At 70.5% G+C, this 23,654-nt stretch carries 23 protein-coding genes and 1 tRNA gene; 16 read left to right on the top strand and 8 right to left on the bottom strand.

The window, feature by feature from the left end; translation table 11 throughout:
- Window positions 1-102 precede the first annotated feature (102 nt).
- The 3 genes from AB0B29_RS11155 to AB0B29_RS11145 form a co-directional block, all read right to left on the bottom strand.
- Window positions 103-564 (bottom strand): carboxymuconolactone decarboxylase family protein, encoded by a 462-nt coding sequence (locus AB0B29_RS11155; protein ID WP_362236972.1) that lies wholly within the window; start codon window positions 562-564, stop codon window positions 103-105.
- 192 nt (window positions 565-756) lie between these two features.
- Window positions 757-3,780, bottom strand: coding sequence for an SUKH-4 family immunity protein (locus tag AB0B29_RS11150; protein ID WP_362236969.1), 3,024 nt, complete (start codon window positions 3,778-3,780; stop codon window positions 757-759).
- Window positions 3,781-3,788: 8 nt separating this feature from the next.
- Window positions 3,789-4,793, bottom strand: coding sequence for an SMI1/KNR4 family protein (locus tag AB0B29_RS11145; RefSeq protein ID WP_362236967.1), 1,005 nt, complete (start codon window positions 4,791-4,793; stop codon window positions 3,789-3,791).
- A 378-nt stretch (window positions 4,794-5,171) separates the two neighbouring features.
- Here AB0B29_RS11145 and AB0B29_RS11140 point away from each other — a divergent pair, with 378 nt between their 5' ends.
- Window positions 5,172-5,819: a YwqJ-related putative deaminase gene (locus AB0B29_RS11140; RefSeq protein ID WP_362236964.1), complete on the top strand. Its 648-nt coding sequence runs from the start codon at window positions 5,172-5,174 to the stop codon at window positions 5,817-5,819.
- 93 nt (window positions 5,820-5,912) lie between these two features.
- Window positions 5,913-6,407: an SUKH-3 domain-containing protein gene (locus tag AB0B29_RS11135; protein WP_362236961.1), complete on the top strand. Its 495-nt coding sequence runs from the start codon at window positions 5,913-5,915 to the stop codon at window positions 6,405-6,407.
- 16 nt (window positions 6,408-6,423) lie between these two features.
- On the opposite strand, the gene AB0B29_RS11130 is transcribed toward AB0B29_RS11135, so the two are convergent.
- A complete protein-coding gene (locus tag AB0B29_RS11130) occupies window positions 6,424-7,752 on the bottom strand; it encodes a sensor histidine kinase (protein WP_362236958.1) in 1,329 nt (442 codons plus the stop codon).
- 168 nt (window positions 7,753-7,920) lie between these two features.
- Here AB0B29_RS11130 and AB0B29_RS11125 point away from each other — a divergent pair, with 168 nt between their 5' ends.
- From AB0B29_RS11125 to AB0B29_RS11090, 8 genes are all read left to right on the top strand, one after another.
- Complete coding sequence (locus tag AB0B29_RS11125) at window positions 7,921-8,793, top strand: hypothetical protein (protein ID WP_362236956.1); 873 nt, start codon at window positions 7,921-7,923, stop codon at window positions 8,791-8,793.
- 12 nt (window positions 8,794-8,805) lie between these two features.
- Window positions 8,806-8,877: transfer RNA gene (locus AB0B29_RS11120), tRNA-Gln, on the top strand.
- A 123-nt stretch (window positions 8,878-9,000) separates the two neighbouring features.
- On the top strand, window positions 9,001-10,449 hold the full coding sequence (gene glmU, locus AB0B29_RS11115) for a bifunctional UDP-N-acetylglucosamine diphosphorylase/glucosamine-1-phosphate N-acetyltransferase GlmU (RefSeq protein ID WP_362236953.1): 1,449 nt from the start codon (window positions 9,001-9,003) through the stop codon (window positions 10,447-10,449).
- Window positions 10,450-10,584: 135 nt separating this feature from the next.
- Window positions 10,585-11,565 carry a ribose-phosphate diphosphokinase gene (locus AB0B29_RS11110; protein WP_362236950.1) on the top strand — a complete coding sequence of 327 codons (981 nt, stop codon included), beginning with the start codon at window positions 10,585-10,587 and terminating at the stop codon, window positions 11,563-11,565.
- 187 nt (window positions 11,566-11,752) lie between these two features.
- On the top strand, window positions 11,753-12,349 hold the full coding sequence (locus tag AB0B29_RS11105) for a 50S ribosomal protein L25/general stress protein Ctc (RefSeq protein ID WP_362236948.1): 597 nt from the start codon (window positions 11,753-11,755) through the stop codon (window positions 12,347-12,349).
- Window positions 12,350-12,423: 74 nt separating this feature from the next.
- Window positions 12,424-13,026 carry an aminoacyl-tRNA hydrolase gene (gene pth / locus AB0B29_RS11100; protein WP_362236945.1) on the top strand — a complete coding sequence of 201 codons (603 nt, stop codon included), beginning with the start codon at window positions 12,424-12,426 and terminating at the stop codon, window positions 13,024-13,026.
- Between the two features lie 54 nt (window positions 13,027-13,080).
- Window positions 13,081-13,572 carry a hypothetical protein gene (locus AB0B29_RS11095; protein ID WP_362236942.1) on the top strand — a complete coding sequence of 164 codons (492 nt, stop codon included), beginning with the start codon at window positions 13,081-13,083 and terminating at the stop codon, window positions 13,570-13,572.
- 138 nt (window positions 13,573-13,710) lie between these two features.
- Window positions 13,711-14,427: an LPXTG cell wall anchor domain-containing protein gene (locus AB0B29_RS11090; protein ID WP_362236940.1), complete on the top strand. Its 717-nt coding sequence runs from the start codon at window positions 13,711-13,713 to the stop codon at window positions 14,425-14,427.
- 64 nt (window positions 14,428-14,491) lie between these two features.
- Here AB0B29_RS11090 and ppc read toward each other — a convergent pair whose 3' ends face one another.
- A complete protein-coding gene (gene ppc, locus AB0B29_RS11085; RefSeq protein ID WP_362236937.1) occupies window positions 14,492-17,224 on the bottom strand; it encodes a phosphoenolpyruvate carboxylase in 2,733 nt (910 codons plus the stop codon).
- 293 nt (window positions 17,225-17,517) lie between these two features.
- Here ppc and AB0B29_RS11080 point away from each other — a divergent pair, with 293 nt between their 5' ends.
- Together AB0B29_RS11080 and AB0B29_RS11075 are read left to right on the top strand one after the other, a co-directional pair.
- Window positions 17,518-18,531, top strand: coding sequence for an acyl-CoA desaturase (locus tag AB0B29_RS11080; RefSeq protein ID WP_362236934.1), 1,014 nt, complete (start codon window positions 17,518-17,520; stop codon window positions 18,529-18,531).
- Window positions 18,528-19,205, top strand: a complete 678-nt coding sequence (locus AB0B29_RS11075) for a TetR/AcrR family transcriptional regulator (protein WP_362236931.1) — start codon at window positions 18,528-18,530, stop codon at window positions 19,203-19,205. The genes AB0B29_RS11080 and AB0B29_RS11075 overlap by 4 nt, the downstream gene beginning before the upstream one ends.
- Here AB0B29_RS11075 and AB0B29_RS11070 read toward each other — a convergent pair.
- Together AB0B29_RS11070 and AB0B29_RS11065 are read right to left on the bottom strand one after the other, a co-directional pair.
- Window positions 19,202-19,561 carry a glyoxalase gene (locus AB0B29_RS11070; protein WP_362236929.1) on the bottom strand — a complete coding sequence of 120 codons (360 nt, stop codon included), beginning with the start codon at window positions 19,559-19,561 and terminating at the stop codon, window positions 19,202-19,204. The two genes, AB0B29_RS11075 and AB0B29_RS11070, sit on opposite strands and share 4 nt — an antisense overlap.
- Complete coding sequence (locus AB0B29_RS11065; protein WP_362236926.1) at window positions 19,558-20,379, bottom strand: trans-aconitate 2-methyltransferase; 822 nt, start codon at window positions 20,377-20,379, stop codon at window positions 19,558-19,560. The genes AB0B29_RS11070 and AB0B29_RS11065 overlap by 4 nt, the downstream gene beginning before the upstream one ends.
- Window positions 20,380-20,505: 126 nt before the next feature.
- Here AB0B29_RS11065 and tamR point away from each other — a divergent pair, with 126 nt between their 5' ends.
- The gene (tamR, locus tag AB0B29_RS11060) at window positions 20,506-21,003 is read left to right on the top strand and encodes a MarR family transcriptional regulator TamR (RefSeq protein WP_104780304.1); all 498 of its coding nucleotides are present in this window, start codon (window positions 20,506-20,508) and stop codon (window positions 21,001-21,003) included.
- Here tamR and AB0B29_RS11055 read toward each other — a convergent pair.
- Window positions 20,962-21,729, bottom strand: a complete 768-nt coding sequence (locus tag AB0B29_RS11055) for a response regulator transcription factor (protein ID WP_362236924.1) — start codon at window positions 21,727-21,729, stop codon at window positions 20,962-20,964. The two genes, tamR and AB0B29_RS11055, sit on opposite strands and share 42 nt — an antisense overlap.
- Window positions 21,730-22,037: 308 nt before the next feature.
- Here AB0B29_RS11055 and AB0B29_RS11050 point away from each other — a divergent pair, with 308 nt between their 5' ends.
- From AB0B29_RS11050 to AB0B29_RS11040, 3 genes are all read left to right on the top strand, one after another.
- The gene (locus tag AB0B29_RS11050; protein WP_362236921.1) at window positions 22,038-22,493 is read left to right on the top strand and encodes a GNAT family N-acetyltransferase; all 456 of its coding nucleotides are present in this window, start codon (window positions 22,038-22,040) and stop codon (window positions 22,491-22,493) included.
- A gap of 122 nt (window positions 22,494-22,615) precedes the next feature.
- A complete protein-coding gene (locus tag AB0B29_RS11045; protein ID WP_362236918.1) occupies window positions 22,616-22,984 on the top strand; it encodes a hypothetical protein in 369 nt (122 codons plus the stop codon).
- 204 nt (window positions 22,985-23,188) lie between these two features.
- Window positions 23,189-23,458, top strand: coding sequence for a hypothetical protein (locus tag AB0B29_RS11040; RefSeq protein ID WP_362236915.1), 270 nt, complete (start codon window positions 23,189-23,191; stop codon window positions 23,456-23,458).
- Window positions 23,459-23,654: the final 196 nt, after the last annotated feature.

The following is a 23,654-nucleotide window of genomic DNA, read 5'->3' as shown; positions in this document are numbered from 1 at the left end:
AAATCGGATGATTTCGCGCACATCTTGGTGGATCAGGCGGAAGCGTTCATAACGCGACACTCCGCACAGAGGTCACGGAACCACGACCTGGCCGTACGCCGCTCAGCCCCAGGTGGTGCCCGCGGGCTCCTGAATGGTCGTGTTGATGCGGTTGAACATGTTGGTGACCGCGACGGTGAGGATCAGCGCGGAGAGTTCCTTCTCGTCGAAGTGGTCGGCCACCTCGTCCCACAGCGCGTCCGGGACCGACTCCCCCGAGAGGTCCGAAAGCCGCGTCATCGCCTCCGTCAGCTTCAGCGCGGCCCGCTCGGCGTCCGAGAAGAAGGGCGCGTGCCGCCAGGCGGCGACGGACGCGATGCGCTCCTCGCCGACCCCGTTCTTGCGGAGGTTGGCCACGTGACCGTGCACGCAGGCCCCGCAGCCGTTGATCTGACTGGCGCGCAGCCCGACGATCTCCGCCACGTCCTGCGCCAGACCGCCCTCACCGATCGCCTGGAAGAGGGTGCCGATGCCCTTCATCGCACCGGAAAGGACATACGCCGGGTTCGTCATCCGTGCCTGCATGATCTCTGCCTCCTGAGTCGGCGGTGCATCGCTGTCACTGCACTGACGGAACGGCGGCAGGAAGTGTGACAGCCCGGCGCGAGAACGTTTCACCGCGGGCACGAGAAGCCGGCCCCGGCGGGCGCGCAAGAGCCGGGCCCGGTCGTGTGAGCGACCGAACCCGGCTCCATACGGCACGTCAGCGGCGACGCGTCACAGCAGTCCGTCCCACATCTCCTCCAGCAGGACCGACCACCAGCTCTCCGGCGACCCCAGCGCCGCCGGGTCGAGCGCGGCAAGCTGGGCCTGGAAGTCGACGGTCCAACGGCCCGCCTGCTCCTGGTTCAGCCCGAAGCGCAGCCGCCACATCCGCCCCAGCAGGGCAAGGCAGCGCGCGAACTCCGGCAGCCCGGTGTTCACGAACTGCGGCGGCACCGGCGCCCCGCCCGGCCCGGCCTCCACCGGCACGGCGACGATGTTCGCCGTGCCGTACTGCACGCAGATCGCCTTGCCGAAGTCGCTGCCCATCACCAGATAGGAACCCGCGTCCGAGGCCGGCTGCACACCGCGCTCGGCCGCCAGCTCCGCCAGCGTCGGGACGGGCCGCCCCGGCTGGGCCTGCGCCCAGAAGAACGGGCCCATGTCCATCGGCAGTCCGGCCGCCACCAGCGTGTGCGCCACGATCGGCGGCACACCCTGCCGCGACACGGCAGCCTGCTCGAACCGGAACACCCCCGGCCCGAACGCGGCCCCCAGCTCCTGCCCGATCGCCTCCGGCGGGATCGGCGGAGCCGCCTGCACCGGCGGCAGCGGAGCACGCACCGGAGCCGGACGCGCCGGGCCGTCCGCCACCTGGTGCAACTCGCCCTGGTGGGCCAGCAGCTGCTGCATGCCCTGCTGCCGGCTCGCGTGATCCGTGCCGTACGGCGCGATGCTCGTGATCCGCGCCTGCGGCCACTGCTCGCGGATCATCCGCGCGCAGTACGCCCCCGGCAGCTCGCACGACTCCAGTTCGGTGTGCAGCTCCAGCACCTGGTCCGGGGGCACGTTCATGGCCCGCAGCTCATGGAAGATCTGCCACTCCGGGTGCGGCGTGCCGGGCGCCGAACGCCGGATCAGCTGCTGCTCGGAACCGTCCTGCGCGCGGTAGCGCAGCACGGCCTGGTAGCCGGGGCCGACGGTCGGCTGCCCGGTGGGCTGCTGCGGATAGCCGTACGCCGGCGGCTGCCCGGGCCCGGGCGGGCCGGGCGGCGGCATCGCGCCCGGGGGCATGGCACCAGGAGGCATGCCGGGCGGCACCGCCCCCGGCATCCCCGGCGGCACCGGGGGCGCGCCGGGCGTGCCCGGGGCGCCGGGTGCAGCACCCGGGGCGGCCGGTGGTGCGCCGGGGGCCTGCGGCGGCGGAGGCACGCCGGGCCCGCCCGCCGGGGGCGCGGCCAGCATGGTCTCCGCATGGTGCACGGGCCCCGGTCCGCCGGGCGGCGTGGCGCCCGGGGCACCAGGGGGCCGCGGAACGCCGGGCGCTCCAGGCGGATGGGGAGCACCCGGAGGCTGGGGCGCGCCAGGAGCGCCGGGTGCTCCCGGCGGTCCCGGAGGCTGCGGCGCGCCCGGGCCCATCCGACCGGGGTCGGCGAGCATCGTGGCGGCGTGGTGGACACCGCCGGGCGGCGTACCGCCCGGGACGCCCGGAGGCTGCGGCGCGCCCGGAGGCCCGGGTGGGTTCGGGGTGCCGGACTGATGGGGCGTTCCGGGCTGATGGGGCGTGCCGGCAGCGCCAGGGCCGCCTGGGCCGGCCTGCGGAACGCCGGGCGCTCCCGGAGTGCCAGGGGCCCCGGGCGGCGGCATCGGCACGCCCGTACCAGAAGAGTCCCCGGGGCCGCCGGGACCGTCGGGCCCGAGCGCCGACACCATCTGCGTGGGGACGTACCCGCCCGCGGGAGTGGCCGATGCCCCGGGCCCGGACGGCGGCGGCGTACTGCCCCGCTGAACACCGGGCGTCCCCGGGGCGCCCGGAGGGGGCGGGGTGGACGGACCCGCACCGCGGCGCCCGGGCGGCGGAGCCGCCTTGCTGGTCGCGGCGTCGGCGATGTCCCCGGCGTTCGCAGCGGCCCCCGGCCCGGCGGCCGGCGGCGGCGTGATCCCCTGCGGCGGGGTGCTCCCCTGCGGTGGCACACTCCCCGGCTGCTGCGGATACCCGTACGGCTGTACACCGGGCGCCGGCGGAGGCGTACTGCCCTGCGACACACCACCCGGCGGCACCCCCGGCACTCCCGCAGCACCTCCCTGCTGCACACCACCCGGCGGCACCCCCGGCACTCCCGGAGCACCTCCCGGCGCTGCCGGATAGCCGTACCCCGGGCCGCCAGGCGCGGGCGCAGCCCCCGGGCCCTGGGCGTTCGGGTCGTCGACCGCGGGCGACAGCGCCGTCGGTGGCAGCTGACTGCCACCCGACATCAGAGTCGTCCTGGCCTCGGGCGTCGTCGAAGGCGGCGGAACATCGCCCTCGGCCTCTCCCAGCGGCGGCGCGAAAACCGTCGCCGGCAGCGGCACGGAACGGTCGTCGCCCGCGTCCGCCGTGGTGTCCGTACCGGCCCAGGGCGTCGCGCCCTCCGGCGCGCCCGGCCCACCCGGCGCCACCGGAGCCCCGGAAGCACCCGCGTCGGCCGCCGGGTCCTCACCCCCGGCCACCGGCCACGACGCACCGCTCCCCGGCGCGGCGGGCGCACCCTGCGCAGGAGTCACAACACCCCCGCCGACCGAAGAACCGGAACCAGGACCGGCAGCAGAGCCGGACCCCGGCTCCCCCGCAGCAGAAGCCGCCTGAGCCCCGGCCCCAGCGCCCGCACCCCGCCGATCCGGAATCCCCAGCTTGTCCGCCGCGTCCTGCAACCACTCCGGCGGAGTCAGCAGGAACGACGTCTGGTTCAGATCCACCCTTGCCGCAGGCGCGGCCGAGGCCGACTCGTCCACCGCGCCCGCACGGCCGTACTCCTCCTCGTACCGGCGGATCACCTCACCCACCGGCAACCCGGGCCACAGCGTCGCCTCGCCACTGTCCCGTGCGATCACCAGCCGCTGCGCGCCACCGTCCGAGCGCGGCCCGTCCGCCCGGTCCTCGGCCCACACCACGAACCCGAGGTCGAACTCCCGCACCCGCACCTCACGATGCTGGTACGACGGCACATCCCCGTTGATCCACTCCTCGGCGCGCTCCTGCGCCTGCGCGAAGGTCACCATCGCCGGTCTCACTCCCCCACAGCCGAGGACGACACGGCACCCACCGGCACCACACGCGCGAACCCGCCGTCCACCATCAAGTTCGCCACCGTCTCCAACTCCGGCGGATCGCCCGCCAGCCGCGACAGGAAGACGTCGAAGTCGTCCCCGCACGGCAGCAACAACCGCTCCACCCGCTCCGCCGGCGGCACCGAGGGATCCACGTCCCGCGCGTCGTCGTACGCGCAGAACCACACCGAACCGATCCGCTCGCCCTTCACCTTCACGGCCAGCAGCCCGCCCTGGACGAACGCGATCCCCAGGTAGTCCTTGGTCAGATGGTCACGCAGACACTTGTTGACATACACCAGGTCGTTGACCGCCGCCTCGTCGCGCACCGTGAAGAACGGCTGGTCCACCAGCAGCCCCAGCTCCGCGTCCAACGCGGCCCCCACCGGCGCGCAACCACCCGCCGCCTTCAGGAACGACCGGTACGCACCCGGCAACCGGTAGCCGAGGTCCTCCTCCACGCCCTGCACCTGCGACTCCGTCACCGCCACACCCGACTTCGGCAGCCCGAAGTGCGCCGGACGCGTCTCCTGCAACGGCCGCGTGCCCCGCTTGGCATGGTCCACGCCCGACGTCGCCACACCCCCGTGATGCCGCAGCAGCGCCTTCACCTCGACCGGGACCAGCTCCAGCCGCCGGGTGCCCACCACGTGATGCCACGTCCAGCCGTGCGGCGTCGCCACCGCCGGCACCGTGTCCCACAGCTCGTGCCCCGACGCCGACAACGCCGTGTTCGCCGACACGTAGTCCGTCAGCCGCAACTCGTCGACGCCGAAACCCTCCGGAGGCTCCGCGATCTCCGCGGCCGCCCGCGCGTAAGCCGAGAAGTCGGGGTAACCGTGCTCGTCGACCCGTACCCCTCTCGGGTGACGGGCCGCCCGGACCGGATCCGGGAAATGCACGACCTGCCCGGCGTAGGCCGCGTTCGGCGGCGCGGCTTGCTGCCCGAGCCGACCTGTCGTCATGGCGGTTGCCCCCTGCGGCACTCTGTACGACCCGTATTGACCACCCTCGGTGCACTACGACCCGTATCGACTGTCACGTCTGCTGTTTCGACTTCTCTGCACTTCACCGCACGCGCCGACCTCGCGGATCACCCTCCGGTTCACTGCATCGAACCCCGAACGGATCACCGCATCGCCCACGGTGCCGACAGCCTATGCGGTACGACGACACCGGTCACCGGCACCGCTCGGCGCCCCCTTCCGCTTCCGTGACCAGCCGTCACCCCACCGTGACGGCACAACCCGCTACGGGCGTGTCGCCGCGCCCCAGCTTCCGCACCAGCCACGGCATTTGGCAGTCTGTGACCCCCGGGGGGATGCACGGAGGGGAAGACGATCATGAACGCGACGCAGACGGGACCACACACCGGCAGGTCCGCCGACCCACGAAACGGCGACCCCCGAGGCGACAGCCGCGACACCGGCCCCCTGGCCGGCGACCCGCGAAACGCCGACCGCCGCAACGCCGACCCGAGAAACGGCGACCCCCGGAACGGCGACCCCAGAGGCGGCGACCCCCGCATCGGCTGGAGCACCACCGAAACCACCCACGCCCCCGCCCTCCGGCACCGCCGCGACGGCATCCTCCCCACCGTCGCCGCCGCACTCTCCGTCCGCGGCACCACCCTCACCGGCACCGCCGCCCGCGCCGACACACCCCCCGCCCTGCACCCCCTCGTCCAGGACTTCCTCGACACCCTCCCCAGCGCCCAACGCGACCGCTACACCGGCCGCTGCGCCGAAACCATCCTCATCTCCCGCCACATCGCCGCCGCCGACGCCGCCCGCAGCAAACGCGCCGCACGCAAACCCATGACCAACGGCGAAGCACGCAAAGCCCTCAAGCAGGCCAAACTCACCGCCCGACGCATCCGCGAAGACGGCGACCCCCTCCACGGCAGCTTCGCAACCCCCTGCCGCGCCTGCACCGCGCTCAGCGCCCACTTCGGCGTCCGCATAGTCGACCCGGCGTCCCAGAACAACTGACGCCCCCCCACCCCCCACACCGCACCGTCACCGAACCGGCGCGCGCCCCCACGCACCCGCGCCACCCCATGGCCTCGACGAGACGAAGGGCAGATGCACACCGACCGCACCTCCACCACCCGCTTCGCCGTACCCGTCGACGCCGCCCTGCGCGCCGCCGGCTGGCAACCCGGACGCTGGGACATCAAACAAGCCGAGATCTGGGCCGACGCCCTGCGCGACCACACCTCCCCCGCGGGCCACCGCCACACCGTCTTCCCCGCAGCCGTCGAAGCCTGGGCAGAATTCGGCGGACTCCACATCACACCCACCGGCCCCGGCCGCCAGGTCGCCCCCGCCACCCTGCACCTCGACCCCCTGCACGGCCTCCACATGGCCCGCACCCTCGGCGACCTCGGCCGCGCCCTCGGCACCGACGTCTGCCCCCTCGGCGCCGAAACCGACAGCCAAGCCCTCCTCGCCATCGACACCGACGGCCGCGTCTACACCCTCGACCACACCGGCGACTGGTACCTCGGCGCCGACATCGACCAAGCCCTCGCCACCCTCATCGCTGGCACCGCACCCCCACGCCTCACCACCGGCTGACGCCGACCGGAACGGGCTACGACGCCGGAATCACCGCCGACACCCGAAAACCCCCCGCATCCGTCGGCCCGGACACGAACACTCCGCCCAGCGCCGAAACCCGCTCCCTCATCCCCACCAGCCCGTTCCCCCCGGACGGCAACCCGGCCGACGACGCCGCCTCCTCAGGCGGCTCGTTCTCCACCTGCATCGCGATCTCCGACACCCGATGCGCCAACCGCACATACGTCTTCGCCCCGGCCGCGTGCTTGTGGACGTTCGTCAACGCCTCCTGCACCACCCGATACGCCGTCTGCTCCACGAGCGGCGCATACGACCGCACATCCCCCTCCACCGACAACGCCACCACCATCCCCGCCGCAGCCGACTGCCCCACCAGCTCCTCGATCTCCGCCAGACACGGCCCCTCGTCGTCCGCCGCCCGCGAAGCCGCAGCAGCCGCGGCCACCCCCACCGCAGCCAAAGGCACCGACGCCGCCCGCACCGACGCCGACACCGACACCGACGGCTCACGCGACGGCCCGTCCCCACCGCTGCGCAGTACCCCGAGCATCTCCCGCAGCTCCGTCAGCGCCTGCCGCCCCATGTCCCCCACCAACGCGGCGTTCTTCACCGCCTTCTCCGGATCCTTCCGGGCCACCGCCTGCAACGCCGCCGCATGCACCACCATCAGACTCACCCGATGCGCGACCACATCGTGCATCTCCCGCGCGATCCGCGTCCGCTCCTCGTTCCGGGCCCACTCGGCCCGCTCCTCCGCCCGCTCAGCCAGCAACTGAAGCTCCCGCTCCAGACTGTCCGCCCGCTCCCGCAGGCTCTCCATCAGCCGCCGCCGCGCCCCCACATACAGCCCCAGCAGCACCGGAGGCGCCGTGAAGCCCAGCGACATCGTGATCGCAGCGAAGGGGACGAACCAGTCCCCTATCTCCAGATCCCCCCGCGACATGTCCTGCTGCGTCTTCACGAACGTCACGATCAGCGTCCCCACCAGCGACATCCCCGCCAGCGAGCCGATGATCCGCCGGGGCAGCTCCGCCGCGGCCAGCGTGTACAGGCCGACGATCCCCATCAGGAAGCCCATCTCGGCCGGCGTGATGGCGATCGACACCAGCACCACGGCGATCGGCCACCGCCGCCGCACGAGCAGTACGGAACCGGCCAGCAACCCGAAGACGACCCCCACCGCCACCGGGACCGCCACGTCCCTGGCGAACGGGATCCCCTCCAGCGCACACTCCAGCGCGGACACCACGGCCAGACCCACATCGAACACGGCACTACGCCGCCTGGCCCACCACCAGGGCCCTCCCCGGGCCGTCACATGGTCTTCCCCCGTCGCGGTCATGCCTCCCAGCCTAAAGGCGCCCCCCGCCCGCTTTCCGGTGAGTTTCCGGGACTGACCCGCACCACACTCCGTGACCGTTCGGCTGCGATACCACCCGATATCCCTCGAACTGCTGAATCGCACACCGTTCGACCCCGGAGGGATGCATTCCGGCCGGACGGTATGCGTATGACACATGCGCCCGGCAAGTACGCCGACTTCGAGGGGCTGCGGGAGCAGGCGGTGGCACTCCGCCGCCAGGGCCTCAGCCTCCGCCAGATCCGCGACGAGCTGAAGATCTACAACAACGACATCCTCAACCAACTGGTGAAGGGAGAACCGCCCCCGGCCTGGACGAAGCGCCCGAACGCAAAGGACGACCTGAGGGAGAAGGCGAGGGAACTCCGCCTCCAGGGCTGGACGTACGACCAGATCGAAGTGGAGCTGGGGTGCTCGAGGAGTTCGATCTCGCTGTGGGTACGGGATCTACCGAAGCCGGAGCGGAAGCGGACCCCCGAGGAGGCGTCGGCCATCGCGAGGCGCGGTTGGGAAGCCACGCTGCGCCTACGGGACGAGGAACGGCAGCACACCAAGGAGGCCGCCAAGCAGGCGGTAGGCACACTGTCACCGCGCGAGCTGTTCCTCCTGGGCGTCGGCCTGTACTGGGCCGAGGGCAGCAAGGACAAGCCGTACGACCGCCGAGAAAACGTCTGCTTCGTCAACAGTGACCCTGGGATGATCCGGGTCTTCCTCGCCTGGCTCGACCTGTTGGGCGTGGAGCGCGAGCGCGTCAGGTACGCAGTGATGATCCACGAGACCGCCGACGTTCCCGGGGCCGAGCAATTCTGGGCCGACCTGGTCGACGCCGAGCGCTCCGCGTTCAACAAGACGACATTGAAGAAGCACAACCCCAAGACCGTCCGCAAGAACACTGGCGAGGCGTACCGAGGTTGCCTCGTGATCAAGGTGCGGGGGAGCGCCGACCTGTACCGTCGCATCGAAGGCTCTTGGTACGGCATAGTGTTGGGAGCCACCCAGCCGATCGGCGAGATGTCCGATTAGCCGGGTTTATAGTCCCCTGTGGTGTAATTGGCAACACGGGTCACTTTGGATGATTTGTTCCAGGTTCGAGTCCTGGCAGGGGAGCACACACTCAGTTCGGGTCCTGCCTGATGCGATGCCGGTCGGGCCCCACACCCCCCACCCCCACAAAACCCCCCGGTATCCTGCGGATGTCACCCCACCCCATCCACAGCCGAAGGGCATCCCGTGAGCGCCAACCGCCCGGCAGCCGTCGTCGTTCTTGCAGCGGGTGAGGGCACCCGTATGAAGTCGGCCACACCCAAGGTCCTGCACGAGCTCTGCGGTCGCAGTCTCGTGGGTCATGTCCTCGCCTCCGCCGGCGAGCTGCAGCCCGAGCATCTGGTCGTCGTGGTCGGCCACGCCCGTGAGAAGGTCACCGCGCATCTCGGCGAGATCGCCCCGGACGTCCGTACCGCCGTGCAGGCGGAGCAGAACGGCACCGGGCACGCCGTGCGGATGGGCCTGGAGGAGCTGGGCGGTGCCGTCGACGGGACGGTCGTCGTCGTGTGCGGGGATACGCCCCTGCTGACCGGTGCGACGCTGCGGGCCCTCGCCGAGACGCACTCCGCCGACGGCAATGCCGTCACCGTGTTGACCGCCGAGGTGCCGGACGCGACGGGGTACGGGCGGATCGTCCGGGACGACGCCACGGGGGCCGTCACGGCCATCGTGGAGCACAAGGACGCCACCGACGCGCAGCGGTCGATCCGTGAGATCAACTCGGGTGTGTTCGCGTTCGACGGTCAGCTGCTGGCGGACGCGCTGAAGAAGGTGCGGACGGACAACAGCCAGGGCGAGGAGTACCTGACGGACGTGCTCGGGATCCTGCGTGAGGCGGGGCACCGGGTGGGGGCGTCGGTGGCCGGTGACCACCGTGAGATCGCGGGGATCAACAACCGTGTGCAGTTGTCGGAGGCGCGGCGGATCCTGAACGACCGGTTGCTCACCGAGGCGATGCTGGCCGGTGTGACGGTGATCGATCCGGCGACGACCTGGATCGACGTGACGGTGACCTTCGAGCGGGACGCCGTCGTGCATCCGGGTACGCAGCTGCACGGCGCGACGCATCTGGCCGAGGGTGCGGAGGTCGGGCCGAACTCGCGGCTGACGGACACCCGGGTGGGTGCGGGTGCGCGGGTGGACAACACCGTGGCGTCGGGTGCCGAGGTGGGTGCGGACGCGTCGGTGGGGCCGTACGCGTATCTGCGTCCGGGGACGCGGCTGGGTGTGAAGGGCAAGATCGGGACGTACGTGGAGACGAAGAACGCGTCGATCGGGGACGGGACGAAGGTGCCGCACCTGTCGTACGTGGGGGACGCGACGATCGGTGAGCAGACGAACATCGGTGCCGCGAGCGTGTTCGTGAACTACGACGGGCAGGAGAAGCACCACACGACCATCGGTTCGCATTGCCGGACGGGCTCGGACAACATGTTTGTGGCGCCTGTCACGGTGGGGGACGGTGCGTACACCGCTGCCGGGTCCGTGATCACGAAGGATGTGCCGGCGGGTTCGTTGGCCGTGGCCCGTGGTCAGCAGCGGAATATCGAGGGTTGGGTGGCTCGGAAGCGTCCGGGGAGCGCGGCTGCGAAGGCGGCTGAGGCGGCTTCCCGGGAGTCGGCCGGCGAGGGCTGACCGGAAACCGTTGCCTCAAACACGGCGTACGGTGATAAGTGCACACCCGCACCCCCACCAGCTGAGACGGCCTCCGGCAAGCCGGCTGCGAGGTCTCTCGACACCCAGCTGCGACACCTCTGAGGAGACAGTGCTGTGACCGGGATCAAGACGACCGGCGAGAAGAAGTTGATGTTCTTCTCCGGCCGCGCCCACCCCGAGCTTGCGGAGGAGGTCGCCCAACAGCTGGGTGTCGGGGTTGTCCCGACGAAGGCCTTCGACTTCGCCAACGGTGAGATCTATGTGCGTTATCAGGAGTCGGCGCGTGGCGCGGACTGTTTCCTGATCCAGAGCCACACGGCTCCGATCAACAAGTGGATCATGGAGCAGTTGATCATGATCGACGCGCTGAAGCGTGCGTCGGCCCGCTCCATCACGGTGATCGTGCCGTTCTACGGTTACGCGCGGCAGGACAAGAAGCACCGTGGGCGTGAACCGATTTCGGCGCGTCTGATCGCGGACATGATGAAGACCGCGGGTGCGGACCGGATCCTGACCGTGGATCTGCACACGGACCAGATCCAGGGCTTCTTCGACGGTCCGGTGGACCACCTGTTCGCGCTGCCGCTGCTGGCGGACTACGTGGGGCGGAAGGTGGACCGCCAGAAGCTGACGGTCGTGTCGCCGGACGCGGGCCGGGTGCGGGTCGCGGACCGCTGGTGCGACCGGTTGGGTGCGCCGCTGGCGATCGTGCACAAGCGGCGTGACAAGGACGTCGCGAACCAGGTCACCGTCCACGAGGTCGTGGGTGAGGTGAAGGGCCGCGTGTGTGTGCTGGTGGACGACATGATCGACACCGGTGGGACGATCTGTGCCGCGGCGGACGCGCTGTTCGCGCACGGTGCGGAGGACGTGATCGTGACGGCGACGCACGGTGTCCTTTCGGGTCCGGCCGCGGATCGGCTGAAGAACTCGCGGGTGAGTGAGTTCGTGTTCACGAACACCCTGCCGACGCCGGGTGAGCTGGGCGGGGATCTGGACAAGATCTCGGTGCTGTCGATCGCGCCGACGATCGCGAGCGCGGTGCGTGAGGTGTTCGAGGACGGTTCGGTGACGAGCCTGTTCGACGAGCAGTAGGCCCCCTGCGTGGTGCCGGCGTAGATCCTTTTGGTGCGGCCTCCCTGTCCGAGTAGACTGCTGCAGTTGCTCGGCGAGGGAGGCCGTTCCCGTTGGGGATGCGGTTGTCCGTTATCGACGCGCTCTTCGTAGCAGGCCGTTCGTGGCCGGGTGACCACGTCCGTATCTACTTCTACGAGGAGTGACTATGTCCGAGGTGAAGATCTCCGCCGCGACGCGCACCGAGTTCGGCAAGGGTGCCGCGCGCCGTATCCGTCGTGAAGACAAGGTTCCGGGTGTCCTGTACGGGCACGGTTCGGACCCGCTGCACCTGACCCTTCCGGGTCACGACCTGCTGATGGCGCTGCGTACGCCGAACGTGCTGATCGCGCTGGACATCGACGGCAAGTCGAACGAGCTGGCGATTCCGAAGTCGGTGCAGCGTGACCCGCTGAAGGGCTTCCTGGAGCACGTGGACCTGCTGCTGGTGAAGCGCGGCGAGCAGGTCACGGTCGAGATCCCGGTGCACACCGAGGGCGAGCTGGCCCCGGGTGGCTTCCTGCTGGAGCACGTGCTGAACGCGCTGCCCGTCGAGGCCGAGGCGACCCACATCCCGGAGTCCGTGACGGTCTCCATCGAGGGTCTGGCGGCGGGTGACTCCATCCTCGCCAAGGACATCAAGCTGCCGAAGGGCACCACGCTGACCGTGGAGGACGACACCGTCGTCCTCCAGGTGCTGGCCGCGCAGGCCGAGGAGGCCCCTGAGGGCGAGGAGGCCGCTGAGGAAGAGGCCGCCGAGGCCTGATCCTCTGGCTCGTCGTTTTCGTCGGCCGCTGTTCCCGTGCGGGGCAGCGGCCGACGCGTATGTAAAAAGGAGACATGGACGTGACGACCGATGCGGCCGCTCCGTGGCTGATCGTGGGGCTGGGCAATCCGGGGCCGGAGTATGCGGGGAATCGGCACAACGTGGGTTTCATGGTGGCCGATCTGCTGGCGGACCGGGTCGGGGGGAGGTTCAAGCGGGCCGGGCGGGCGCAGGCGCAGGTGGTGGAGGGCCGGATCGGGCCGCCTGGGCCGTTGAACCGGCGGGTGGTTCTGGCGAAGCCGATGTCGTACATGAACCTGTCGGGTGGGCCGGTGAACGCGCTGCGGGATTTCTACAAGGTGCCGGTGGATCATGTGGTGGCGGTGCATGACGAGTTGGACATCGACTACGGGGTGCTGCGGCTGAAGCTGGGTGGCGGGGACAACGGGCACAACGGGCTGAAGTCGATGACGAAGGCGTTCGGTGCGGAGTATCACCGGGTGCGGTTCGGGATCGGGCGGCCGCCGGGGCGGATGCCGGTGGCGGATTTCGTGCTGAAGGATTTCTCGTCGGCGGAGCGCAAGGAGCTGGACTACTTCGTGGACCGGGCGGCGGATGCGGTGGAGGCTCTGGTGATCGAGGGGCTGGAGCGGGCGCAAAGCACGTACAACTCCTGACTTGTCACCCACCGAGGTTGACGGGCCGTTCAGGCATGGCCAATGATCCCGGCCATGCCTGCCACTGCCCCCTCTTCGTCCCGGGTTTCGGCCGTCGTGCTGCGGTTCGGGCGGTTCGCGGTGATGGGTACGGTCGCGGTGCTGATCCTGATCGCGGGGGTGTGGGCGTCGTGGGGGACGGCGCAGCACGTGATGCTGACGAAGGGCCGGGAGGCGGGCACGGTCGAGGTGGCGCGGTGTGGGCCGGACACGTGCTGGGGCCGGTTCACGCCGTTGTCGCAGGGTTCGCAGCCGCGGGCGCGGGTGGTGCTGGAGAGGTCGGTGGCGGTGGAGCGGGGGCGGACCTACGCGGTGGTCGTGAAGCCCGGTGGTGTTGACGCGGTGCGTTCGGGTCCGGCGGGGGTGCTGTACGCGTGGGTTCCGTTCGGTGGGGCGTTGTTGCTGGCGTCGGTCGTGGTGGCGGGTGGTCTGCTGCGGACGCGGCTCGCGTGGGGGCTGGGGCTGTCGGGGGTGGCGTTGTTGACGGCGGCTTTCGTGGCCGTCTGAGGGGTTCCGGTGTTCTCCACGTCTGTGGAGGAACGGAACGTTGTCTGTTCGTGATTGACGGGCGTTCGGGCGGGGCTGGAAGCTGAGCCGCCCCCTCCACATCTTCCCGGTCACTTCTCGAAGATGGACGACCTTGCCATGCGAAACCTCTCTCGTTTCGGCGCTGTCTGCGCCTCCGCTTCCGTGGTCCTGCTGCTCGCTCCGGCCGCCCACGCCACTCCCCCCGGCGACAACGGCACGGTGAAGATCCATGACGCCGCTACGGGTGAGGAGTTGCGGCGCAACGAGCCGCATGTGTGCGCCTTCTACCTGGATGCCTTCGGTTTCGACGGGGGGCAGAAGGTCGACTGGCACATCGATGCGATTCCCCCGAGCGAGAACAAGGGGGAGACGGTGGAGTCCGGTGCGCTGACGCTGGACGCCGAGGGTCACGGCCGGACCGGGGATCTGTCGCTGCCCGACGGGCACTACAAGCTGTTCTGGAACTTCGAGGGGGAGAAGGGGTCCGCCAAGCACAAGGTGTTCTGGTCGGACTGCGAGGACGAGCAGGGGCCGGGTGGTGCGACGCCGTCGGCTTCGGCTTCGGCTTCTGCTTCGCCGTCGTCGGGTGCGTCTGCCTCGCCGTCGTCGGGTGCGTCCGGTGAGCCGTCGGGTGAGCCGGGTGCGTCGTCGTCGCCGGGTTCGTCGGCCGGTGGGGTGCCGGCGTCGTCGCCGTCTCCGCAGGGCGGTGCGGACGGTGATCTCGCCGAGACGGGCAACGGTGCCCCGGTGGGTGTGTTGTCGGGGGCCGCGGCGGCGCTGGTGGCGGCGGGCGGTTACCTGGTGCTGCGGCGTCGGCGGGCCGGTCGCGGCTGACGTGGGACATGGCTGTGCCCCCGAGCCTGTACGGGCTCGGGGGCACGGTCGTGTCCGGGGTGGGTCAGCCGGTGTTGCGCAGGCCGGCTGCCACGCCGTTGACGGTGAGGAGCAGGGCGCGGGCGAGGAGCGGGTCGGGCTGCTCGGCGCCTTCGGCGGCTTCGCGCTGCCGCTTGAGCAGGGCGACCTGGAGGTAGGAGATCGGGTCGAGGTAGGCGTCGCGGATGGCGAAGGTCTGCTTCAGGACGGGCGTGGCGTCGAGGAGTTCCTCTTCGCCGGTCACACGCAGCACCTCACGCACGGTGAGTTCGTGCTCGGCCTTGATGGTGGCGAAGACGTGCTTGAGTTCGTCGGGGACGAGGGTGTCGACGTAGTGCTGGGCGATCCGCAGGTCGGTCTTGGCGAGGGTCATCTCGACGTTGGAGATGAAGTTGCGGAAGAAGTGCCATTCCTGGTGCATCTCGTCGAGGACGGTGTCGAGGCCGGCTTCGCGCAGGGCCTTGAGGCCGGAGCCGACGCCGAACCAGCCGGGGACGATCTGCCGGGACTGGGTCCAGCCGAACACCCAGGGGATGGCGCGCAGGCCGTCGAGGGAGACGCCGGAGCCGGGGCGGCGGGAGGGCCGGGAGCCCAGGTGCAGGTCGGCGAGCTGGTCGACCGGCGTCGACGCGAGGAAGTACGTCGGCAGGTCGGGGTCCTCGACGAGGCGGCGGTAGGCGGCGTGGGCGGCGTCGGAGACGACGTCCATCGCGGCGTCCCAGCGGGCGAGGGCCTCGGTGGACTGGCGGGGTGCGGTGTGCAGGGCGGAGGCCTGGAGGGTGGCGGCGACGGTGAGTTCGAGGTTCTCCCGGGCCAGGGACGGGATGAGGTACTTGTCGGAGATGACCTCGCCCTGTTCGGTGACCTTGATCTCGCCTTCGAGGGTGCCCCAGGGCTGGGCGAGGATGGCGTCGTGGGTGGGGCCGCCGCCGCGGCCGACGGTGCCGCCGCGGCCGTGGAAGAGGCGCAGGCGTACGCCGTAGCGGTGGGCGACGTCGCGCAGGCGGCGCTGGGCGCGGTGGATCTCCCACTGGCTGGTGGTGATGCCGCCGAACTTGGAGGAGTCGGAGTAGCCGAGCATGACCTCCTGGACGTCGCCGCGCAGCGCGACGAGGCGCCGGTAGGACGGGTCGGAGAGCATGTCCTCGAGGATGGTGTCGGCGGCCTTGAGCTCGTCGGTGGTTTCGAGGAGCGGCACGATGCCGATCTTGGCCCAGCCGGCGTGCAGGTCGATGAGGCCTGCTTCGCGGGCGAGGACGGCGGCGGCGAAGACGTCGTCGGCGCCCTGGCACATGGAGATGATGTAGGACTCGATGACTTCGGGTCCGAAGACTTCGAGGGCGCGCTTGACGGTGCCGAAGACGCCGAGGGTCTTCTCGCCGGGGGCGTCGACGGGGGCCGGGGTGGGGGCGAGGGGCCTGCGGGAGCGCAGTTCCTTGGCGAGGAGCTTGGCGCGGTAGTCGCGGGGCATGTCGGCGTAGCGCCAGGATTCCTCGCCGAGCCGGTCGAAGAGCTGGCCGAGGGCGTGGTGGTGGGCGTCGGCGTGTTCGCGGACGTCCATGGTGGCGAGCTGGAGGCCGAAGGCGGCGAGGGTGCGGATGGTGCGGGCGAGGCGCCCGTCGGCGAAGAGTCCGCCGCGGTGCTCGCGCAGGGAGCGCTGGATGATCCGCAGGTCGTCGAGGAGTTCGCTGGTGCCGAGGTAGTCGCGGCCGGCCACGTGGGGGGTGCCCTCGGCGAGGCGCTTCTTGGTGTTCTCCAGCTTCTGGCGGATGCAGGTGGCCTTGAGCCGGTAGGGCTCTTCGGCGTTGAGGCGCTTGTAGCGGGGGCTGATCTCGGGGAGGTTGTCCAGGTCGGCCTGGAGGGAGGTCAGGAGTTCCTCGGTGGCGCCGGCGTAGCGGATGGAGTTGGACAGGAAGCCGCGGAGTTCGTCGATGGTCTCCAGGGCGTCGTTGATGCCGTGTTCGTGCTGGAGGATGAGGACGTCCCAGGTCACCTGGGGGGTGACGTTGGGGTTGCCGTCGCGGTCGCCGCCGATCCAGGTGCCGAAGGTGAGGGGGCGGGTGTCGTCGGGGAGCTTGACCCCGGCGCGTTCCAGTTCGGCGGTGAGGTCCTCCAGGACGTCGCCGACGGCGCCCACGTGCAGCTCGTCCAGGTAGTAGATGGCGTTGCGGGCCTCGTCGGCGGGCTCGGGACGCACCACGCGCAGTTCGTCGGTCTGCCAGACGAGGTCGATGTTCTCGGCGAGGCGGGTGTCCAGGCGGCGCCGGTCGGATTCGATGACCGGGGTTTCCAGGAGCGCGGCGATGCGGCGGAGCTTGTTCAGCACCGAGCGGCGGGCGGCCTCGGTGGGGTGGGCGGTGAAGACGGGCCGGACGTTGAGGTTGGCGACCGTTTCGCGCAGGTGCTCGGGGTCGGCGTCCTTGAGCCGGTCGGCCGTACGGGCGAGGAGTCCGCCTTCGGCGGCGCGGCGGGCGCGCAGCTCGCGGCCGCGGTGGACCTGCTCGGTGACGTTGGCCAGGTGGAAGTAGGTGGAGAAGGCGCGGACCAGCTTGGCCGCGGTGTCGAGTTCGGTGCCGCGCAGCAGCTCGGCGGCGGCCTCGCCGTCCTCGCGGGTGAGGCGGCGGACCTTTTCGACGAGTTCCAGCAGCTCGGGGCCCTCTTGGCGGACGAGGGTCTCGCCGAGGAGGTCGCCCAGCCGGCGGATGTCGGCTCGCAGCTCGCTGCTCGTCGTCGTGGTCTGGTCGTCGGCACTGCTCACAGGTGCGGCTCCTTGCAGTGTTGAAGCTCGTCTGGGAGGGGAACCCGGACGGCGTCTCGCGCGGCGGGCGCCGCTTACGGATCGGACATCCGGGAAGAAATCAGAGCGGACCGCGCTGTCCGACCGACTCCAGGATAGGTGTCGGCCGAGACGCGCAGGCTCGCGGGCTCTTGCCGCCGAGCGACGCACTGCCATACTTACGATGCCGTAGGTTACGGAACCGTAGGAAGCACGTCGCGGTTCACGTGCCCCGGCCACTCCTTCTCCATCCACATACCCCCCAGGGGACGCGTATGACCAGTAGTTCCGACGTGATCGAGGACGCCCCGAAGGCGCCCGGTCAGGACACCGACGCCGCCATGGCCACGCTGGGCGGCGAGCAGAAGCGGTCCATCGAGCAGATCGCCCTCCTCCTCTTCATCACCGTCCCGTTCCTCGCGCTGCTGGCGGCCGTGCCGCTGGCGTGGGGCTGGGGGGTGAGCTGGCTGGACCTCGGTCTGCTGGTCTTCTTCTACTACCTCGGGTGCCACGGCATCACGATCGGCTTCCACCGTCACTTCACCCATGGCTCCTTCAAGGCGAAGCGGCCGTTGAAGATCGCGCTGGCGATCGCGGGTTCCATGGCGGTCGAGGGGCCGCTGGTGCGCTGGGTGGCCGACCACCGCAAACACCACAAGTTCTCCGACGCGGAGGGCGACCCGCATTCGCCGTGGCGTTTCGGTGAGACGCTCCCGGCCCTGATGAAGGGCCTGTGGTGGGCGCACATCGGGTGGATGTTCGACGAGGAGCAGACGTCGCAGGAGAAGTACGCGCCGGATCTGATCAAGGACAAGACGCTCCGCAACATCTCCCGCCAGTTCGTCCTGTGGACGGTGGTGTCTCTGGGGTTGCCGCCGCTGATCGGCGGTCTGGTGACGATGTCCTGGTGGGGCGCGTTCACGGCGTTCTTCTGGGGTTCACTGGTCCGGGTGGCCCTGTTGCACCACGTGACCTGGTCGATCAACTCGATCTGCCACGCGGTCGGCAAGCGCCCGTTCAAGTCGCGTGACCGCTCGGGCAACGTGTGGTGGCTGGCGATCCTGTCCTGCGGCGAGTCCTGGCACAACCTGCACCATGCCGACCCGACGTCGGCCCGGCACGGCGTGATGCGGGGGCAGCTCGACTCGAGCGCCCGCCTGATCCGCTGGTTCGAGATGGCGGGCTGGGCGTACGACGTGCGGTGGCCGTCACGCTCCCGTATCGATTCGCGCCGTAACACCGGGGAAGGCGGCTCCCCACGCGGGAAGGAGCCCGTCGAGGCGGCATGATGGTCGCTGTGGCGACCGACTCGAGCAGCACCCCCAGCAACGACAAGCCGCGGCGAGCGCGTCGCACCCGGATGACCGGTGCCGAGCGCCGTCAGCAACTGCTGGAGATCGGTCGCACGCTCTTTGCGGCGAAGGGTTTCGAGGGCACGTCGGTGGAGGAGATCGCGGCGAAGGCCGGGGTGTCCAAGCCGGTGGTGTACGAGCACTTCGGCGGCAAGGAGGGGCTGTACGCGGTCGTGGTGGACCGTGAGATGCGGTGCCTGCTGGACATGGTGACGAGTTCACTCACGGCCGGTCACCCGCGCGAACTGTGCGAACAGGCCGCGTTCGCCCTGCTGGACTACATCGAGGAGTACACGGACGGGTTCCGCATCCTGGTCCGTGACTCCCCCATCCCGCAGTCGACGGGTTCCTTCGCCTCGCTGATCTCGGACATCGCCACCCAGGTGGAGGACATCCTGGGCCGCGAGTTCAAGAGCCGCGGCTTCGACCCGAAGCTGGCCCCGCTGTACGCCCAGGCACTGGTCGGCATGGTCGCCCTGACCGGCCAGTGGTGGCTGGACGTGCGCCGGCCGAAGAAGGCCGAGGTGGCCGCGCACCTGGTGAACCTGGCCTGGCACGGCCTGGACGGCATGGAGGCCAAGCCGCACCTGATAGGGCGCCGGAAGGCCTAGCGGGGGTCGAGGAACTCCAGGCGGTTGCCGACCGGGTCCTGTGCGTAGAACCGCTGGTGCCCGGGCAGGGCGGAGTCCCACCGGACGGCCACTCCGCTCGCCTGCAGCCGGGCGGCGTAGGACTCGATGTCCGTCACCCGCAGCCCGGGGTGGGCCTTCCGGGCCGCCCGGAAGTCCTCCTCGATCCCCAGGTGCAGCTGCACCGCCCCGGCCCGGAACCAGCACCCACCGCGCCGGGCGAGCGCCTGCGGTTTGGGCGCCTCGGTCATGCCGAGGACGCCGACGTAGTACGCCCGCAGCCGTTCCTCGCTCCCGGGCGGGGCGGCGAGCTGGACGTGGTCGAGGGCGGTGATCATCGGCTCTCCTTGCGTGCGACGGCGAACACCCGGCGGAAGGGGAATGGCGTGCCGTGCGGACCGGCCGGGTAGGCGTCGCGCAGGGCCGCCCGGTACTCGGCGACGAAGGCCTCCCGTGCCTCGGGCTCGTCGGCGAGCGCGGTCAGCACCGGCCGCAGCCCGGTCCCCTTCACCCAGTCGAGCACCGGGTCCTCGCCCTGGAGCAGGTGGATGTACGTCGTCTCCCACACATCGGCCGCGCAGCCGAGGGAGGTCAGCCGCTCCAGGTAGGCCTCGGGGGTGTGGACGGCGTCGCCGTGGCGCAGGGTGTCGGCGAGCCGGGTGCGCCAGCGCGGTGATGCGGCGAGTTCGCGCATGAGGCGGTGGCTGGGGGCGTCGAAATTGCCCGGCACCTGGAAGGCGAGGGTGCCGCCGGGTTCGAGCCCGGTCACCCAGTCGGCGAACCGTTCGACGTGCCCGGGCACCCATTGCAGCGTGGCGTTGCTGATGATCAGGTCGTGGGGTTCGCCGGGTGTCCAGGTCCGTGCGTCGGCCTGTGCGAAGTCGAGACGGCCGCCCCCGGGTGTGGGTCCCTCGTGCTCGACGTGGGCCTTGTCGAGCATCTCGGGGGAGTTGTCGTAGCCGGTGATCCGGGCGGTGGGCCAGCGGGCGGCGAGCAGGGTGGTGACGTTGCCGGGGCCGCAGCCGAGGTCGGCGATGCGGGCCGGGTCCCCGGGCAGGTCGGGGACGCGGGCGAGGAGGTCGGAGAAGGGGCGGGCGCGGTGATCGGCGTGACGGAGGTACTGGGCCGGGTCCCAGGTGGGGGCGGTTGCGGGCACGGGTCCTCCTGGTGTCCTGGTGGTGACGGTACGGGACGCACACCCAGCGTGACCTCCATGTATCTTGATGTCAAGAAACTAGACGTCAAGAGACTCTACGTCGACACAACCACTACACTGATCGTCATGGAGGACGAGGTCGATCGGCTGGTCGCAGCGTGGCGCCGGGAGCGCCCGGACCTCGACGTGGAACCGCTCGAGGTGCTCAGCCGTGTGAGCAGGCTGGCCCGGCATCTGGACCGGGCACGGCGGCTGGCGTTCTCGGAGCACAACCTCGAGCCGTGGGAGTTCGACGTCCTGACGGCCTTGCGCCGGGCGGGCACCCCCTACCAGCTCTCGCCGGGACAGCTCCTCACCCAGACGCTGGTCACCTCCGGGACGATGACCAACCGCATCGACCGCCTGGCGAAGAAGGGCCTGGTGGAGCGGCTCCCCGATCCCAGTGACCGCCGCGGCGTCCTGGTCCGGCTGACGGACGAGGGCCGGGACCGCGCGGACCAGGCCCTGGCGGGTCTGCTGGACCAGGAGCGCGCGATCCTCGCGGAGCTCTCCCGGGCTCAGCGCGGCGAGCTGGCGGCGCTGCTACGCCAGCTGACCGCCCCGTTCGACAACATCCCCGGCTAGGTCCACGGGCCCGACGCCGGCCCGCCGTGCCAGGGCGACGGCGGCGAGGGTGGAATGCACGCCGAGCTTGCCGAGGACGTTCTGCATGTGGGTCCGCACGGTGTGCGGCGACAGGAACAGGCGCTCGGCGACGGCCTTGCGCCCCAGCCCCGCGACCATGCACCGCAGCACTTCCCGCTCACGCGGAGTGAGCGACTCGACGAGGCGCTCGCTCTCGGTGCGGTGCTTGCGGGCGGCGGTGAGCTCCCGTAGGACGCCGGTCAGCAGCGCGGGCGGCAGATGCGTCTCGTCGCGCAGCACCCCGCGGATGACGGTGAGCAGCCGGGACAGGGAACAGTCCTTGGCGACCCAGCCGGAAGCCCCGGCCTGCAGCGCGAGCGCCGCCCGCCGCGGGTCGTCCTTCTCGGCGAGCACCACGATCCGTACGTTCGGCTGCGCGGAGCGCACTCCCGTCACGAGGGAGATCCCGTCGACGAGCCCGTCCTCGTTGCCCTCCTGCACGGGCACGGCCGGGCGGGCGCCCGGTACCTTGCCGCCCAGGTCGGCGTCCACGAGCAGCACGTCGAACCGCCGCCCCTCGGCGACCGCCCGCTCCAGGCTGCGCAGCGCGGCCGGGCCGCTGCCGGCCGCGGAGACGTCGACGTCGGGCTCGGCGGCCAGGGCCGCCGCGAGTGACTCGGCGAAGATGCGATGGTCGTCGACGACCAGGACTCGGATGCGAACCACGTAACCCCCTTCCCCAGTGCTCCCGAAGAGCAGGGGATACCCCAGCCTCGGAGGATGACACCCCGCGGGGACGGCGCCGGGGTGTCCGGAGCTGCCCCGTCCGACGGTCCGTCGGTGCCGCAGCAGCCCGTCCGGGTCGCCGCAGCCGCACGGCCGCCGCCGTGCAGTACCGCCACCCCCACCCCGGGCGTCGTACCCGGCTGTCTCGCCCCCTGATCGGCACCGGCCCCCACCGGTGCTGTTCATCAGGGTACGGACGGGGGCCCGGAGCGGAAGGTTATTTGCAGAACTGACCGTCCGACGCGTTTATGGTGTGCCGCATGTTCCGTCTTGAGACAGAAGTCGACAAGGCCCGACGTGATCTGCTCCGCACACGCCTGCGGGACACGAACACCGCTGCCTCTCCGGTCCTGCGCGCGCTGCGCGGGACCCCCGGCGAGCGGGACGTCCCGTTGCACGTGTGGGCTGTGAACGGCAGCGACGATCTCGCCGGCGGACTGGTCGGCTACACCTGGGCGACGTGGCTGCACGTGACGTACCTGTGGGTCGACGAACGCCACCGCGGAAGGGGCCTGGGCGCTCGGCTCCTCGCCCAGGCGGAACACATGGCGGCGACGTCCCGCGACTGCACCGCGGCCCGGCTGGAGACATGGGACTTCCAGGCACCGCAGTTCTATGTGAAGCAGGGCTACCAGGTGGTGTGCGCGGTACCGGACTATCCGCCGGGGGTGACGGAGTACATGCTGACGAAGAGGCTCGGCTGAGCCTGCGGGCCGAGTTGCATGAGCGAAAGCCTCGCACATGCCCCGCCGTTCACGACCGATAGCAGACCGGCGACTCCGTCAAGGACGCGATTCTGGCGGACAACGAACGAACCGTCAGCACCGTGTGGCAGGCCATGGCGTACGGCGATCTGAAGAAGTCGGGCATGGCCTTCTACTACACGGACAACGCGCTGGTCGGCGTCTACGAGTATGCGAAGGGTGCCATCGACAAGAAGACCAGCTGGGCCGGCACCCTGCGTTACTTCGACCGCAAGGTGACGGTGTTCGACAAGAAGTCGGCGGCTTTGACGTACTGCGTCGACGAGAGCAAGGCCGACCTCAAGGATCGCGAGACGAACAAGCTGCAGGGCACCAAGACCACGCCCAACAGCTACGTCTTCTACAACCTCGGCCTGAAGAAGAACGAGGAAGGCGTCTGGCAGACCTGGGATCTCACCGAGGACCGGGGGTCGCAGAAGTGCCAGCCCTGACGCGGTACCTGGGGCTGGCGGCGCTGACCACAGCGCTGACCGGGCTCGGGACGTTTCCGGCTACGGCTGGAGGGTTCGACACTGTCGGCGCCCAGCAGAAGAAGACATCCGGCGACTCCTCAGGTCCGGCCCTGGAGTCTCGCGTCAGCATCACCGTGAAAGGGCACCAAGGCGAAGGGCAGCGGTCCGGTCACCTCCACTGCCGTGGACTGGGAGCCGCCGGCCTGTTGGTACGAGCCGTACTGGAAGGCCAAGGACTTCAACGTCGCCAGGAACGACGAGGGCATGTGGTGGGTGGCGGTGAAGAACCCGGAGATGAAGGACGACCCGGCGGCCAAAGCCTGCACACGCGACCCCTTTCGGGTCGACAACGGCAAGAACCCCGGCGTTCCTCAGGCCATCGACACCGAAACCCTCGCCGGGCTCGCGCATCAGCGGACCGTCGTGCCGCCGACGAAGCCAGGTCGACGGTGAACGCGCCCACCTGGGTCTGGCTGGACAGGGGCGCCTTCGAACCCGTCTCCGTCACGGCGAGTCTGCCCGGTACGGGACTGTGGGCGACCACCGCGGCCAAGCCCGCGAGCCTGCACCTCGATCCGGGAACCCGTCAACCGCTGACACGGATGACGAAAAGGCGGCGCCCTCGAGGGAACGAGGGCGCCGCTTTCGT

This window comes from Streptomyces tibetensis (assembly GCF_040647715.1).
GTDB lineage: Bacteria > Actinomycetota > Actinomycetes > Streptomycetales > Streptomycetaceae > Streptomyces > Streptomyces tibetensis_A.
The sequence above is the reverse complement of the archived record's forward strand: the minus strand, read 5'-3'. Positions and strand labels throughout refer to the sequence as shown.